Here is a 14,472-nt window from a genome sequence, read left to right as displayed (position 1 = left end):
GCCTGCATTTCTCTTCCTGCCCCCGCCGCTTCTTGCGGCCCTCTCGGACCGCTTCCGCTGCGGGAGCCGAACTATAGCAAAGTCTCCCTCTTCATGACAAGTCTTTTCAGAACATATTTTATAAATTATTTCTAATTTATTCAACATTGCAAAAGCATCCAATAAAAACAAAGCAAACATTCGACTGCAAAAAATTTAAGAATATTCTATAATTTCAGTAATTCCTGAAAATTCAACAATCCAAAAAACCAAAACCACTCCATGGATACCCTAAGTCCTTTAATGCAAAGATTTATTCTTCACTTCGGCGAGATGGGAAGTCGCTGGGGTATTAATCGCACAGTTGGTCAGATCTATGCCTTGCTATACGTGACAGGCAAACCTTTAAATGCAGATGAAATCGCAGAGCACCTGTCCTTCTCTCGCTCAAATGTAAGCATGGGATTGAAGGAATTGCAGTCCTGGCGTTTAGTGAAATTGCTGCACCGCCCAGGCGACCGCCGTGAATACTTTGAACCACCTAAAGATATCTGGGATATTTTTAAAGCATTATTAGAAGAACGTCGCCGCAGGGAAATCGAACCAACACTCTCAATGCTGCGCGATGCGCTGCTGGAAAACCCCACCACAGACGAAGACCGCGCAGCACAAAAACGTTTGCAGGAAATGTATGATCTGATTGAACTGTCCACTTCTTGGTTTGAAGAGGTACAACGCCTTTCGCCCGATACGCTCTCCTCTTTAATGAAGATGGGGTCAAAGATCAAATTACTGCTGGATGTGCGTGATAAGTTTCGTTTTGGAGAAAAGTCAGAAGATACCTCAACCACGGAAACCAGTAGCAACACATAAAACAAGAGCGAACTCATGCGACATCCAACGAGATTAGTCTGGCGCCAGCTAAGCAAGTTACCACTTGGTGTAGAAATCAGTCTGGCACTGCTGATCAAAATTGTCGTTCTCTATTGTTTATGGAGTGCGTTCTTCGCAGCACCAAAAACGAAACACATGCGCCTGCCGACTCAGTCAGTAGAACAGCATCTACTGACCAATTCCGACACGACTAATTCCACGTCTACCGCAGCAAATACGCTACAGACCTCCAGCCCGGCATTACCCATAGAAACTCCCAAATCTGACAAGGACAGCAAAAATGGTTCCCATTGAAGAAGTCGTCAATTTGTCGCGACTGCAATTTGCAGCGACTGCGATGTATCACTTTTTATTTGTACCGCTAACATTAGGACTTGCCTGGATTTTAGTCATCATGGAATCGGTCTATGTCATGACCGGACGCGAAATCTACAAAGACATGACCAAATTCTGGGGCAAGCTGTTTGGCATTAACTTCGCGATGGGTGTCACTACCGGCATCACGCTGGAGTTCCAATTCGGTACTAACTGGTCGTATTACGCCCATTACGTCGGCGACATTTTCGGCACGCCCCTGGCGATTGAAGGCATGATGGCCTTCTTTTTGGAATCTACTTTTGTTGGCTTGTTCTTCTTCGGCTGGGCCCGCCTGTCCAAAGTACAGCATCTTGGCGTGACCTTTTTAGTCGCACTCGGCTCCAGCTTGTCTGCATTGTGGATTTTGATTGCGAACGGATGGATGAATAATCCGGTCGGAGCAGAATTCAACCCCGAGACGATGCGCATGGAGTTGACCAGTATTGCTGAGGTCATTCTGAATCCTGTTGCACAGGTCAAATTCGTCCACACCGTAGCAGCAGGTTATGTCGCTGCGTCGATGTTCGTACTCGGCGTTTCTTCTTACTACTTACTTAAAGCAAGGGACACCGCATTTGCCCTGCGTTCTTTTGCCATCGCCGCCGCCTTTGGACTCGCGTCTACTTTATCCGTGATTGTCTTAGGTGATGAATCTGGCTATACCGCGGGTGAAGTGAATAAAGTCAAATTAGCCGTCATAGAAGCTGAATGGGAAACTGAACCTGCGCCGGCTGCGATTACCGCTTTCGGTCTGCCAAACGACCAAACCGAGCACACTGATTACGCGGTCAAGATTCCTTACGTTTTAGGACTAATCGGCACCCGCTCAACCGATAAAAAAATCACCGGCATCAAAGACCTGAAACGCACACATGAAGCCCGTATCCGTAGCGGCATGAAAGCCTATGCGGCCCTGGCAAGATTAAAGTCCGGCGATAAATCGGCAGAAGCATATGCCGAATTTGACCGCCTGAAAATGGATCTCGGTTATGGCCTGCTATTAAAAAAATACACGAACAACGTCATCGATGCGACGGAAGCGCAAATCAAACTCGCCGTGAATGACACCATACCTAAAGTTGCGCCGATGTTTTGGGGATTCCGCCTGATGGTGGGATTAGGCTTGTTATTCCTGTTTATTTTTAGCACGGCATTTTATTTCCTGATCCGCAAGCGCCTTGCGCCGCAGCGATGGTTATTAAAGCTGGCGCTGTTCAGCATTCCGCTACCTTGGGTGGCTATTGAAACGGGCTGGATGGTCGCAGAATATGGCCGTCAGCCATGGACCATCTCCGGCGTATTGCCAACGCACTTATCTGCGTCGACTCTGCAACCATCCGATTTGTATTTCAGCCTGGCTGGCTTTATCGGCTTCTATACCCTGCTGTTAGTTATCGAGTTAATTTTGATGTTCAAGTATGCACGTCTGGGACCGAGTAGCTTGCATACCGGACGCTATCACTTTGAGCAAAGTCGTCCAACATCCGCACTAGCCAACGATTAAGGAATCATCATGTTCGATTATGTCACCCTGAAATTTATCTGGTGGTGCTTTGTCGGTGTTCTGCTGATCGGCTTTGCCTTGACTGATGGCTTCGACTTTGGCGTAGGCATGCTCCTGCCTTTCGTGGGAAAAACCGATATCGAACGACGCATCATGCTGAACTCGATCGGACCGACCTGGGAAGGCAATCAAACCTGGTTTATCACTGCCGGCGGTGCATTATTCGCTGCCTGGCCACTGGTTTACGCGGCAGCGTTTTCCGGTTTTTATATTGCCTTGATGCTGTTATTGTTTGCCCTGTTTTTTCGACCGGTAGGATTTGATTATCGCAGCAAGCTGGCGGATACGCGCTGGCGCTCTGCCTGGGACTGGGGATTATTTGTCGGCGGCTTTGTACCGCCACTGATCTTCGGCATCGCCTTTGGCAATTTGCTGTTAGGCGTACCGTTCCATTATGACGAGACGATGCGACTGGAATATGTCGGCGGCTTCTTCGGCCTGCTAAATCCGTTCGGGTTGCTTGCCGGCTGCATCAGCGTTGCGATGCTATTGATGCACGGTGCCGCTTTTTTGCAAGTTAAAACGACGGGCGAGCTTGCACAACGTGCCCGTAAAGCAGCTAAAGTTGCCGCCCTACTTACTATCGTTTTATTTGCAGGCGCTGGCGTCTGGATCGCGATGGGCATCGATGGCTTTCGGATTATCAGCATGCCGGACATCGATTCCAGCTTTATGCCGGTTGCTAAAACCGTGGAACGACTACGCGGCGCCTGGCTGGACAATTATGGACGCTGGCCAGTTCTTTGGCTGCTGCCGGGTATGGCCATGGTCGCGGCGGCACTTTGCTGCGTGTTTAGCGGACTGCAAAAGTCGCTGGCAGCATTTGTCTGTAGCGGCGTCAGTGTCATGACAATTATCCTGACTGCGGGTGCCTCTTTATTCCCGTTTGTGATGCCCTCCTCACTGGACCCCAATAGCAGCCTGACCGCCTGGGATGCGGTCGCCAGCCATAAGAGCCTGGGCATCATGTTCTGGGTCGTAGTGATTTTTTTACCGATCATCATTTTGTACACTGGTTGGGTATACCGCATCATGCGCGGCAAAATCGACGCACAGCACATACAAGATAACGAGCATAGCGCTTACTAAATAACAATCAGAGGACATCTTATGTGGTATTTCAACTGGATATTAGGAATCGGTCTGGCACTCGCCTTTGGCATTATCAATGTAATGTGGTTGGAGGCGAATTATGCGTTCGGCGAACGTGATGAGGAGCAGACGCGTGAGCGCTTTCAGGAAGCGAAAGACAAGGAACGCAATAAATCCCATTGAGCTGTCACCCTGATCGCACGACAGCTCAGACAAGATGTGATAAAAGACTGGCGGCGCGCGGCAATTCAAGTCGTGCGTATTTTTCGCTTATCAACGCTAATGTATGAATCCAGAAAATCGTAAATTTTTATCCGAGACCATGCTACATAAACGTGGCATACGGATCAATCTGCAATTGCCCCTGATTGAATCCGACGAAGAGGTCACGTTGCGCGACAAAACGCTGGTATTTCAGCGACTTATCGCTTTATGGGCGGTGACTGGCGCCGCTTTGTCAGGTGATGCAAGCTATTTCCGTCGCTACTTAGCCGCCAATCAAATGACGGATTATCTATCGGGCAAAGAAAAACATTTCCTGCTGTCCGATCCATTGACGGAAAAGGATCGTGCGTATTTTTCGCTGCAAAAAGAGCGCCTGTTTTTTCTTGCATGGTGCGCCGGTATCCAACCGGAGATCGAACTAAGCTTGCATGAATCCGATGTGAGTAAGCTGCTGCGCTATTTTCCGCAAGGGATGGAAGACGCCAGCGTCCTCAGGCAAGCGATACAATTAAGATCCAAATCAGTGATTTTAGATTGGGCCGATCTGCTATACCGCGTCCATTGGGCGGTGCGGCATGCCAATCTGATCGGCAAAACGACTGTCGGCAATATTCGCTGCGACGTCATCCCCGAATGGCACCATGCAGTGAATTGGATCACGCAGTACAACGAAGAAGATAATTGGGATCTGGTCGAAACCGATACTTGAGTCAAAAAAAGAAGTGATTGCTATGAACGAGAAAGCCCTGGAAGCCATCGTGGCACGCCAAAAGCCCGGTGCCAAATTTGTCGTCTCAGCCGAAATGCTGGGAATGAGCGTGCCCGACTTTGATCTGCAGGCAAAACGCTGGATGGAAGAAGATGGACCCGGCTTTACCACGACCGGCGTCCCATTTCGCAGAGTGATTGACGGTCAGTTTTTAATTCAAAGACTGACGCTGTTAAAAGATGCTTGAATTATCGCTGCCAGCACAAATAATCGATTTCGAAAAAACTACACCCGCACTGCCGGCGCGCTATCAATATCGATCAAAGAATCGCGGCCTTTATCGGTAATGGCGAAGCCGCCTTCCGGCAACTCAGCAATATGTCCTTTTTTCCCCAAAAAAGTCGCGACATCCTTGGGCAGCGGCGCGTGAGCATCTTGCGCCACCAGACGCAAACCTTCGATGCATTTTTTGACGAATAAAGTTTGTAAGCCCTTTTCTGTCATTTCAAACGTACCGTCTTTGTGGTGCTTGATAAATTTCAAGCCATTCAGTCGCTTGGAATTTCTGCCGATACAGGCGTTCGGGGTATCGCCTTTGCGCAATTTGCTGATTAGCTCCAGCGCGTTAAATTCATCGATGGTCAGATTGTCATTCATACTATTTCCTTATTGATTCTTGATCTTGCAAACGACCTGAGGCGAAACGCGTGAGGTCTGACGAGCATTAATATTATTGCGTCAGTGTTCCGTTAGCCCAATGACGTGTATTTCTTGGCGCTGCCATAAGCCAGGCCAACCGGATAGCGCTCTTCATTTCTACGAATTTTTTCTTCCGCGGCGGCAATCAAATCGATATTGTTTTGCTCGGCAATCAGCAGCAAGTAGTGCAATACATCGGCACATTCATCACGCAGGTCCTGCTGAAATTGCATATTGGATTGCAATACGGCAATTTCCTCATCCGTTTTCCATTGCATCAGTTCAAGCAATTCAGCAGTCTCAAGATGCAGCGAAATGATTAAATTTTTGAGGCTATGAAATTGCGTCCAGTCGCGCTTATCTCTGAATTCTGTCAACAATTTGCTCAGGGACTGCAAGTCAGACATGTTTTATGCAAAAAAAATGAGAAAGAATGCCGCATTGTAATCGATAGACCGTGATTTACCTGTGTTCTGGCATCGCTGGCACCATGAAAGCCTGCATGAAGTTGATTTTGATGAATTTCAGTTAATTTTAACGAAATACCGTATTGAATTCGGTGTTTCGTGGTTTTTATCAACTTTGCTCGCTTTATTTTCATTTACCTCAATTAATTTGAAAGAAATTGATTAGAATTTGCAACGTCGGGCGAACTCGTAGCGGCAATGATGGTCTATCTCGTGCGACCTGTCGTGCTGCGCCTTGCCGTACTCGCGATATCGCCAATGATTAATCTGGCCATAACAACAAGCATTACACCACCTGGGAGATTTTTAGTGAAAGCACAAGTTCTAAGCGCTATCGCGCTCATGTTTGCCGGCGCTACCAGCGCCTATGCTGCAGAACCGGTCAAAGCGACTGCGTCCGCTTCAGCCGTCCTACTATCCGGTATTGACATCAAACACAATGACGTCCACGTGCGTGCGCAGGACGATTTCTATCGCCATGTGAACGGCACCTGGCTGACTAAAGCAGAAATTCCTGGCGATAAATCTTCCGTCGGCGCCTTCATGGACTTGCGCGAAGCCGTTATACCGCGCCTGCACAGCATCATCGAAGGCTTGGCCAAGCAAAAACCTCAAGCAGGCTCGGAAGCGCAAAAGATCAGCGATCTGTATGCAAGCTTCATGGATACCAAACAGATCGAATCCCTGGGCCTGAAGCCGCTGGACGCTGACTTTGCTAAAGTCGCCGCGCTGTCCGACAAAAAACAAATCCCTGCCTTCATCGCCTGGCTGAATAAAATCAGTGTCAATGCACCGATCGATATTTCGGTCCATCAGGACAATAAAGATTCGACCAGATATGTGCTGGACATTGGTCAATCGGGCCTGGGCTTGCCGGATCGCGATTACTACCTGAACGACGGCGACGCCAAACTGAAAGACGCGCGCGCCAAATACCTCAAACACATAGAAACCATGCTCGATCTGGCAGGCGATAAAGCTGCGGCCAAAAATGCGGCAGATATTCTCGCGCTGGAAACTGAACTGGCAAAAATCCAGTGGAGCAAAGTCGAGCTGCGTGACCCGATCAAAGCTTACAACAAGCTTGAGATCGGCAAACTCGATGCGCTGACACCGGGCTACGACTGGACCGGCTACCTGAACACACTGGGCGTACAGGGCAAGATCAACTACCTGATCGTGGGCCAGCCAAGTTATCTGACCGGCTTCAATACCGTCATCGCCAACACCTCACTCGACACCTGGAAAGCGTATTTCAAATGGCAGTTACTGAGCTCAGCCGCCAGCCAGTTGCCAAAAGCCTTTGCTGATGAGAACTTCGCATTCAAGAGCACTACCTTGATGGGCGTACCCAAGCAAGAGGAACGCTGGAAACGCGGTGTGCGCCTGGCGGATGCTGGCATCGGTGAAAGTCTGGGCAAACTGTATGTGGAAAAGTACTTCCCGGCCGGCCATAAAGCCAAGATGGAAAAACTGGTCGGCAATTTGCTCCTTGCCTACAAACAAAGTATCGATACCCTCGATTGGATGAGTCCGGAAACCAAGAAGGAAGCGCAGGCGAAACTGGCGACTTTCATGCCCAAGATCGGCTATCCGAACAAATGGCGCGATTACTCGGCGCTGCAAATCGTCAAAGGCGATGCAGTGGCGAACTTGCGCAATACACGCTCGTTTGCTTCCCAGTTTGAATTGAATAAGCTCGGCCAGCCAATCGACCGCGAAGAATGGGGCATGACGCCGCAAACCGTCAATGCCTATTACAACCCGGAGATGAATGAAATCGTGTTCCCAGCTGCGATCTTGCAACCACCGTTCTTCGATGCGAAAGCGGACGACGCCGTCAATTATGGCGGTATCGGTGCCGTGATCGGCCATGAAATCAGCCACGGCTTTGATGATCAAGGTGCGCAATACGACGGCTTGGGCAATTTACGCGACTGGTGGACCAAAGAAGATCACGAGAAGTTTGCGGCAAAAACGGCAAAGCTGGTCAAACAGTACAGCAGCTTCAGTCCGCTTCCCGGCTATTTCGTGAATGGCGAGTTGACCCTGGGCGAAAATATCGCGGACAACTCCGGCCTGGCCATCGCTTATAAAGCCTACCAACTGTCGCTGGGCGGCAAACCTGCGCCCGTGATTGCCGGTCTGACTGGCGACCAACGCTTCTTCATGGGCTTTGCTCAGGTATGGCGCGGCAAAATGCGGGAAGCCTCAATGATCGTGCGTTTGAAAACCGATCCGCATTCTCCCGGCGAAATCCGCGCCAACGGCACATTGCGCAATATGGGCGAATACTACAAAGCCTATAACCTGAAAGAAGGCGACAAGATGTATTTGCCACCGGCAGAACGTGTCTCGATCTGGTAATCAGCCATTGAAGTAGCACTGGCAAAAAGGGCGCCTCATATTGAAGCGCCCTTTTTTTTTCATCCTCTGGACTATTTATACTCCCCTGTTTTTCCATTAAAAACACTCCATTCCCGCTTTATTACATGGCGCCCTTTAAAAATACTAGGTAGGAGTATATTAAATAACTATGAACTCTGTGCCTTCGACAACGCCAGATTTTTAAAGAAATCCTGCACCACCGTGAGTTCTCTGGTACGGGTAAACGCAGGCAGGCTTTGCCAGATCCGTTTGCCATACGGCTTGGAAATCAGGCGCGGATCGCACAGCATCAATACGCCTTTATCCGTCTCGTCGCGAATCAAACGGCCAGCGCCCTGCTTCAGATTAATGATCGCTTCCGGCAACTGATGATGCACGAAGCCATTCAAGCCTTTTTTCTCCATCGCCTCAATCCTTGCTGCCAGCACAGGATCATCGGGCGGTGAAAACGGCAGCTTATCAATCACCACCAAAGACAGCGCATCACCGCGCACATCCACGCCTTCCCAAAAACTCTGGCTACCGATCAGCACGCCATTGCCTGCGGCACGGAAGCGATCCAGCAATTCATTGCGTCCGGCATCGCCTTGTACAAACAAGGGAAAAGCCAAATGACGTTTTTCAAATTCTTCCCGCAACCGTTCGGCGCAGTGCTTGACTGCCTTGATCGTGGTGCACAGCATAAAGGTGCGGCCGCCCGCTGCCTCAATCACCGGCAAGGCAGCATCGACTACCGCGTCGGTATATTCGCGTGAATTCGGTTGCGGCATACCCTCCGGCACATATAAGATGCCCTGCTCCGCATAATTGAACGGGCTAGGCCAAGTCCTGGCAGGCTCATCCCACAAACCCATTTGCGAGACAAAATGCGCGAAATCATTTTTGACCGCCATCGTCGCCGAAGTAAAAATCCAGGTACGCGGCACGCCTTCACGCTGCTTATTGAAGATAGGGGCAATCGACAGCGGTGTCCTGTGCAATTGCAGGGACGTTGAAAACGCCTCAACCCACAATACATAATCGGCCTTGGCTACGGAGCCCGCCTTCGTATTGGGTTCCGGCTCTTTCCAGTCACCGATCCTGGTTTGCAAGTCGATCGCCCGCACCCGACATTGCTCAATGGTTTCGGCACGTTCCGCCTGCTTCTCCAGAACGGCGACCAGCTCATCCATCGCGTCTTTGAGTTTATCGAGCGCCGGAAAAAATTCACTCGACGGCGCAATTTGCGACAATGAAAGGCGCACCACGTCCTGCGGAAATGCCAGCCGTAAATCCCGCGCGGCACGCTCGACCGGCGCGACCAGTTTCGCCCACTCAGCACCGTCACGCGCATGCGACAAGCCTTCTGCCAGCACATCGCGGCACAATTCCAATAGTTGCGAGGTAGAGACGGTTTCGCCGAAAAATAGCGTGGCGGTATCCGGCAACTGATGTGCTTCATCAAAGATCACGGTATTCGCCGAAGGCAGCAATTCTGCAATGCCGGTATCCTTCAGCGCCACATCAGCAAAAAACAAATGATGATTGACCACCACCACATCGGCCTGTTGCGCTTCTTTACGCGCCTTCATGACAAAACAATCCTGATAGTACTGGCACTCCGATCCCATGCAGGTGTCTTTGGTCGAGGTCACCAGGTTCCAGACCGAAGCGCTCTCCGGCACCCGCGCCAGCTCGGCTTTATCGCCGCTGCTGGTGGTTTTCATAAAACGGGAAATGTCGCGCAAGTAACCGACATCTTCACGCGAAGTCAGGCGGCCGTTTTGCAAAGTCCGCTCTAAATGAAAGTGGCATAGATAGTTGGCACGGCCTTTCAGCAAGGCCACCGAGACCGGCGCCTTCAAAACTTTTTTGATGGTCGGAATATCGCGCAAGAACAATTGATCCTGCAAATTCTTGGTGCCGGTAGAAATGATCACCTTGCCGCCCCACAGCAAAGCAGGTGTCAGGTAGGCATAGGTTTTACCGGTACCGGTACCGGCCTCTGCCAATAAGGTTTTTTGGCCGGAAATCGCCTCAGCAATCGCTTTTGCCATTTCGGTTTGCGCCTGACGGGGACGGTATCCGTTAATCGAGGCACTTAATGCGCCGCTCAAGCCGAAAATATGGTCAACTTCGTCATCGTGAACGCCTTTGGCGCCCGGTACTAGTGTGGATTCAGTCAAAATAAGTGAGATCAATCAGCAATGTGTAACAAATTAAAACAGATCGTCGGCTTAAGCCGGCACGTCTGGCATCATTTGCATTTTGAGTAGAGTAATATGGTCTTTTAATTGCAATTTACGCTTTTTCAGGCGACGTAACTGCAATTCATCATGATTTGGGTCTCTCACCAGGGTTTCGATCACGACGTCAAGATCGCGATGTTCGACTTCCAGCTCGATAATGCGTTGTTGTATTTGTTCTGGATGGTTCATAGTCGTCTGGTTGCGAGTAAAATGAAATTTAATTTGAACAACAGTTTTTGCGACAGACCTTTTACAGGATATCCGTTAGTTTAATCTACCAAGACGTATGAGCCAATATAAGATCGAAGCCGGCACCGGACAACACATTGGTGACAGGAAAGAACAACAAGACAGGGTCGCCCTGTTTGCGGCTCCGCACGCCCCCGGCTTTATGATGGCAGTGATCGCCGACGGCATGGGCGGCAAAAGCGGCGGCGCACTGGCAGCAGAACAGGTTGTGCGTACCGCCAAATTATTATTTGATGACTTCTACCCGACCAGCGATGTGAAAAAGCTGCTCGAACATATCGTCGACGAAGCCCACACGGTCATTAAACTCAGCGGCGCTTCTACTGAAAAAGAACCGCATAGTACCTTTGTCGCCTTAGTCATCACACCGAACAAAGAAGCCATCTGGGCTTGGGCCGGTGATTCGCGCCTGTATCGTTTCAGCGGTCCGAACTTCGCTGAACGCACTAAAGATCATTCTTATGTAGAGCGCCTGGTCGATGAAGGAAAAATCACCGCCGAAGAAGCCAAGACGCATCGCATGTCGAATATCCTGATCAATGTACTAGGCTCCAGCACCACGCCACCTTATATCACCTACGGCGAACGCAGTGAATTGAGAATTGGCGACTCGTTTTTGCTTTGCACCGATGGCCTTTGGCATTATTTTACCGATGCAGAATTGTCTGCGGCAGTCGCTGCGAATACGCCACGTCAAGCCTCGGAATTATTGATCAGAAAAGCCAGGGAACGCGCCGAAGCGCATGGCGACAATTGCACCTTCGCGATCGTCAAACTGGTAGAGCCGCCCAAGGAAGTAAAAAACTACGTCGCCCAGAAAATGCGCCGCGCAGTATAAAACATTTGTCGCCATCGACATGCCATGAAAACGGCGTCTTTAAAATAAAGACGCCGTTTTTTTATCCTATATCGTCATACGTCTTGCTCTTGCGGTAGCATAGAATTTATTTTTTTGAACGCTCAGCCATTAAGATTTGATTCGCTTTCCGGTCCGCATTGATTTGCTGCATGGCCGGGCGCTCTGACATCATTTTCACATAATCGCGAGTCGGCAAATCAGCCAAAAAGTCACGTCCGTAAATCGCTTTAGTCGCCATCGACACCAACGGAAAATGCACAACCGCGACGCAATCGGCCATCGTCAATTCAGCGCCGGCAACAAAGGGGGCGAACTTCAACATCGGCGTCAGGGCTTTGATATTTCTGGTCAATTGTTTCTCAACGCGGATTTTCACTTCATCGCTGACTTTGCCGCCGAAAAAAGCTTCTGCATAAAGTTCACGCGCAACCAATTCCAGATGCAACTCCAGAAACACGATCAACTCACGAATTTTCGCTGCGGCAAAAGGATCGGCTGGCAACAAAGGATGCGCCGGATACGCGCGCTCCAGATAATCGATGATGGCTTGCGACTCGCACAGAGCCCCTTGCTCGGTCTCGATATAAGGCACCTTACCCAAGGGTGAGCTGGCCAGCAAACCCGGGGAACGATCGGCCCACACTAATACTTCCTCAAATGGAATCTGCTTTTCCAGCAGCGCCAGTTTGACTTTATTGTGGTAATTGCTGACGGCAAAGCCGCATAATTTAATCATTTTTGGTTCCCTTTTTTCTATTGGTTGTATCAAGCGCATTACTTGTTGCGCATGGCATTACTGGACATGACTGACGTTACTCAATACGGCGATATCAGGTCATAGTTTTTTATGAAAATCAATCGTTTCAAAATCAATTAAATGAGGATCGAACTGGATGATCGACTCGCTTATATCTGGCTCGGCCTGATGCACATCTTGCGCATTCGTCCAGCCATTACCCGCAACACTGACCAAAGTCGTATTGCGTTCCAGTTCATTCGCTATGGCGATCAATAACAAAATATCGCGGTACACCGGCAAATCAAAGCCAAGGCGCGTGCCTTCGCGATCATCAGTCAGCAAGCTTTGCAGAAAAACCAAGGCATCGTCACTATTCCACACACCACAAATTCGCTCCACCAAATGCGGAAAATCTTCTAACTGGCGGCTCACAATACTGGCGTGGTCGACATCAAATTCCGGAATATTGGCATTGAAAAATAAGATAAAACGCTCGCGTAAAGCATCGTATTTAACACGGTCATTGGTGGCATGGTACAAGTCCAGCAAGTACAACCAAGGCACGGGGGAATCCGGATGCTCGACCAGGCTTTGTGGCTCCAGAATTTCAATAGCGCGCTGCGGATCGTTGACCGACATCCAGAATTCAGCTTCTTGCGTGACATCGGAAATCTCTTCAACCTTGACCGAACTGCCTCTGGTAGAGAAGAAGTTAAATGTACTGCTATTACTCTCTTCCAGAGTCGGCGTGCGTGGCCTGCTACCCTTTGACTGAGTAGCGTACTCCTGATCGGCAATATCGGATCTGCTGGCGTTCGACATTGAAATCTGGTCACCGGCAGACATAGACTGGCTGTCTTCGAATGTTTGAAAATGTCCGCCAGCGGACTGCTCATACGAGGCTTGTACGCTATTGACGATATCTTCGATATTTTTTCTGGCTTCGCTATTTTTTCTTACTTGATTATTTTTTTCTGTATGCTGCGCCGACCACGAGCTTTCAATGCGTTGATGCATGCGACTAATATAGACCAGCAATGTTGCGATGATCAGCAATCCCGTCAAAACAAATGCCGAGAGACCGATGATCCAGTTCCTCGAAAAACTATTTTCCTTCAGTTCGTCCAAGGCGATTCTATCGATCCGACTTTGTTTTTTGAGCTGGGCAGCCTGCATTTGCAGGCTTTGTAATTCTTCTTGATTAGCTTTTAACTCTGTTGTGGGCTGATCACTGCCATCACCACGCAGCAAGGCTGCCAAATGCGTCTGCGCTACACGAAGTTCCGCCATATTGCTTGCACTCCGGATTTCAGCGCCCATCGTCAGGCTATCACTCATGCGCAAGCCCTGCGGCAAGACCATGGTCTCGTCCGAGAGTTTTAAAACGTCTTTATGCTCGATCTGGATTTTTTTGTTGGGCTTTGGCTTATCCTGGAATTTTGATGGGACCAGCTTTTCTGAAAACGCCGCCTCTCCGGTGAATTCTGGGTTAGGCGCAGGTGCTTTGGCTTTTTTAGAACTTTTTTTTACCCCGATGACAGCCGGATCTCTGACGGCAGGCTGCCCCTGCCCCGATAGCGCTGACGCAGGAGGTACTTGAGTTGCCTGAGCTGTTTGCGCTGTTGGAATAAGCGGCAGGGAAACAGCACGCTCTATTTGATTCAACTGTGGCGGGTCCAACAAGAGCATGTACTCGCGATGCAATTGGCTTTCGCAAGCGACATCAATAGTGACTTTAACCGCCGGCTCAGGCAGACCCTGACGGGTGGTGATGTAGATCGTTTTCGATCCGCGGGTCTGCATCAACACCAAATTGCCGGTCGCCAGAAAACCGCCCTCGGGAGTTTCAATCTTGGCTTTAATGCAAATCTGATTGACATCGATTGCATCATTGCCAAGCAAAGCTATGGAGGCTTTTAAGGGTTGGCCCAATCCTGATTGCAAACGGATGTCGCCAAGTCCCAAGGCGTACGCAGGAAGCGCTGCAACAAACATCTGTGCAACGAAAAAAAACAGCGTTAAA

Annotated in this window: 16 protein-coding genes; 9 read left to right on the top strand and 7 right to left on the bottom strand. The window is 49.6% G+C overall.

Annotation, left to right across the window (positions count from 1 at the left end; all coding sequences use genetic code 11):
• The coding region (locus LPB67_RS05935) for a hypothetical protein (protein ID WP_262836123.1) at nt 1-180 on the bottom strand (180 nt) is incomplete at its 3' end.
• Between the two features lie 81 nt (nt 181-261).
• On the opposite strand from LPB67_RS05935, the gene LPB67_RS05930 reads away from it, so the two are divergent.
• The 7 genes from LPB67_RS05930 (at nt 262) to LPB67_RS05900 (ending at nt 5,067) form a co-directional block, all read left to right on the top strand.
• Nucleotides 262-852, top strand: a complete 591-nt coding sequence (locus tag LPB67_RS05930; protein WP_262836122.1) for a GbsR/MarR family transcriptional regulator — start codon at nt 262-264, stop codon at nt 850-852.
• 15 nt (nt 853-867) lie between these two features.
• On the top strand, nt 868-1,167 hold the full coding sequence (gene cydP / locus LPB67_RS05925; protein WP_262836121.1) for a cytochrome oxidase putative small subunit CydP: 300 nt from the start codon (nt 868-870) through the stop codon (nt 1,165-1,167).
• The gene (locus tag LPB67_RS05920; protein ID WP_262836120.1) at nt 1,154-2,734 is read left to right on the top strand and encodes a cytochrome ubiquinol oxidase subunit I; all 1,581 of its coding nucleotides are present in this window, start codon (nt 1,154-1,156) and stop codon (nt 2,732-2,734) included. Before cydP ends, LPB67_RS05920 begins: the two co-directional genes overlap by 14 nt.
• Before the next feature lie 9 nt (nt 2,735-2,743).
• Nucleotides 2,744-3,883, top strand: coding sequence for a cytochrome d ubiquinol oxidase subunit II (gene cydB / locus LPB67_RS05915; protein WP_262836119.1), 1,140 nt, complete (start codon nt 2,744-2,746; stop codon nt 3,881-3,883).
• Between the two features lie 21 nt (nt 3,884-3,904).
• Entirely contained in the window at nt 3,905-4,069 is a 165-nt protein-coding gene (gene cydX / locus LPB67_RS05910; RefSeq protein ID WP_262836118.1) for a cytochrome bd-I oxidase subunit CydX, read from the top strand.
• 103 nt (nt 4,070-4,172) lie between these two features.
• On the top strand, nt 4,173-4,820 hold the full coding sequence (locus tag LPB67_RS05905; protein WP_262836117.1) for a DUF4272 domain-containing protein: 648 nt from the start codon (nt 4,173-4,175) through the stop codon (nt 4,818-4,820).
• A 22-nt stretch (nt 4,821-4,842) separates the two neighbouring features.
• On the top strand, nt 4,843-5,067 hold the full coding sequence (locus LPB67_RS05900; RefSeq protein ID WP_262836116.1) for a hypothetical protein: 225 nt from the start codon (nt 4,843-4,845) through the stop codon (nt 5,065-5,067).
• Nucleotides 5,068-5,105: 38 nt separating this feature from the next.
• Here LPB67_RS05900 and LPB67_RS05895 read toward each other — a convergent pair whose 3' ends face one another.
• Together LPB67_RS05895 and LPB67_RS05890 are read right to left on the bottom strand one after the other, a co-directional pair.
• Nucleotides 5,106-5,477 carry a hypothetical protein gene (locus LPB67_RS05895; RefSeq protein ID WP_262836115.1) on the bottom strand — a complete coding sequence of 124 codons (372 nt, stop codon included), beginning with the start codon at nt 5,475-5,477 and terminating at the stop codon, nt 5,106-5,108.
• Between the two features lie 92 nt (nt 5,478-5,569).
• A complete protein-coding gene (locus tag LPB67_RS05890) occupies nt 5,570-5,926 on the bottom strand; it encodes a nucleotide pyrophosphohydrolase (RefSeq protein ID WP_262836114.1) in 357 nt (118 codons plus the stop codon).
• A 402-nt stretch (nt 5,927-6,328) separates the two neighbouring features.
• Between LPB67_RS05890 and LPB67_RS05885 the strand changes: the two genes are divergently transcribed.
• Nucleotides 6,329-8,353, top strand: a complete 2,025-nt coding sequence (locus LPB67_RS05885) for a M13 family metallopeptidase (RefSeq protein WP_262836178.1) — start codon at nt 6,329-6,331, stop codon at nt 8,351-8,353.
• Nucleotides 8,354-8,520: 167 nt separating this feature from the next.
• Here the strand turns inward: LPB67_RS05885 and LPB67_RS05880 are convergent, their stop codons facing one another.
• Complete coding sequence (locus LPB67_RS05880; RefSeq protein ID WP_262836113.1) at nt 8,521-10,539, bottom strand: ATP-dependent DNA helicase; 2,019 nt, start codon at nt 10,537-10,539, stop codon at nt 8,521-8,523.
• 51 nt (nt 10,540-10,590) lie between these two features.
• On the bottom strand, nt 10,591-10,791 hold the full coding sequence (locus LPB67_RS05875; RefSeq protein ID WP_262836112.1) for a YdcH family protein: 201 nt from the start codon (nt 10,789-10,791) through the stop codon (nt 10,591-10,593).
• A 97-nt stretch (nt 10,792-10,888) separates the two neighbouring features.
• Here LPB67_RS05875 and LPB67_RS05870 point away from each other — a divergent pair, with 97 nt between their 5' ends.
• Nucleotides 10,889-11,689, top strand: a complete 801-nt coding sequence (locus tag LPB67_RS05870; protein WP_262836111.1) for a PP2C family protein-serine/threonine phosphatase — start codon at nt 10,889-10,891, stop codon at nt 11,687-11,689.
• Nucleotides 11,690-11,795: 106 nt separating this feature from the next.
• Here LPB67_RS05870 and LPB67_RS05865 read toward each other — a convergent pair whose 3' ends face one another.
• Together LPB67_RS05865 and LPB67_RS05860 are read right to left on the bottom strand one after the other, a co-directional pair.
• Nucleotides 11,796-12,446: a glutathione S-transferase family protein gene (locus LPB67_RS05865; RefSeq protein ID WP_262836110.1), complete on the bottom strand. Its 651-nt coding sequence runs from the start codon at nt 12,444-12,446 to the stop codon at nt 11,796-11,798.
• 99 nt (nt 12,447-12,545) lie between these two features.
• Nucleotides 12,546-14,444, bottom strand: a complete 1,899-nt coding sequence (locus LPB67_RS05860; protein ID WP_262836109.1) for a FimV family protein — start codon at nt 14,442-14,444, stop codon at nt 12,546-12,548.
• Nucleotides 14,445-14,472: the final 28 nt, after the last annotated feature.

The sequence above is a fragment of the Undibacterium sp. Jales W-56 genome (assembly GCF_025548535.1).
GTDB lineage: Bacteria > Pseudomonadota > Gammaproteobacteria > Burkholderiales > Burkholderiaceae_D > Undibacterium.
The sequence above is the reverse complement of the archived record's forward strand: the minus strand, read 5'-3'. Positions and strand labels throughout refer to the sequence as shown.

What these genes read in the sequence shown, in the direction of transcription:
- LPB67_RS05930 (WP_262836122.1), top strand. Translation starts at nt 262, where the DNA reads ATGGATACCCTAAGTCCTTTAATGCAAAGATTTATTCTTCACTTCGGC.
- cydP (WP_262836121.1), top strand. Translation starts at nt 868, where the DNA reads ATGCGACATCCAACGAGATTAGTCTGGCGCCAGCTAAGCAAGTTACCA.
- LPB67_RS05920 (WP_262836120.1), top strand. Translation starts at nt 1,154, where the DNA reads ATGGTTCCCATTGAAGAAGTCGTCAATTTGTCGCGACTGCAATTTGCA.
- cydB (WP_262836119.1), top strand. Translation starts at nt 2,744, where the DNA reads ATGTTCGATTATGTCACCCTGAAATTTATCTGGTGGTGCTTTGTCGGT.
- cydX (WP_262836118.1), top strand. Translation starts at nt 3,905, where the DNA reads ATGTGGTATTTCAACTGGATATTAGGAATCGGTCTGGCACTCGCCTTT.
- LPB67_RS05905 (WP_262836117.1), top strand. Translation starts at nt 4,173, where the DNA reads ATGAATCCAGAAAATCGTAAATTTTTATCCGAGACCATGCTACATAAA.
- LPB67_RS05900 (WP_262836116.1), top strand. Translation starts at nt 4,843, where the DNA reads ATGAACGAGAAAGCCCTGGAAGCCATCGTGGCACGCCAAAAGCCCGGT.
- LPB67_RS05895 (WP_262836115.1), bottom strand. Translation starts at nt 5,477, where the DNA reads ATGAATGACAATCTGACCATCGATGAATTTAACGCGCTGGAGCTAATC.
- LPB67_RS05890 (WP_262836114.1), bottom strand. Translation starts at nt 5,926, where the DNA reads ATGTCTGACTTGCAGTCCCTGAGCAAATTGTTGACAGAATTCAGAGAT.
- LPB67_RS05885 (WP_262836178.1), top strand. Translation starts at nt 6,329, where the DNA reads ATGTTTGCCGGCGCTACCAGCGCCTATGCTGCAGAACCGGTCAAAGCG.
- LPB67_RS05875 (WP_262836112.1), bottom strand. Translation starts at nt 10,791, where the DNA reads ATGAACCATCCAGAACAAATACAACAACGCATTATCGAGCTGGAAGTC.
- LPB67_RS05870 (WP_262836111.1), top strand. Translation starts at nt 10,889, where the DNA reads ATGAGCCAATATAAGATCGAAGCCGGCACCGGACAACACATTGGTGAC.
- LPB67_RS05865 (WP_262836110.1), bottom strand. Translation starts at nt 12,446, where the DNA reads ATGATTAAATTATGCGGCTTTGCCGTCAGCAATTACCACAATAAAGTC.
- LPB67_RS05860 (WP_262836109.1), bottom strand. Translation starts at nt 14,444, where the DNA reads ATGTTTGTTGCAGCGCTTCCTGCGTACGCCTTGGGACTTGGCGACATC.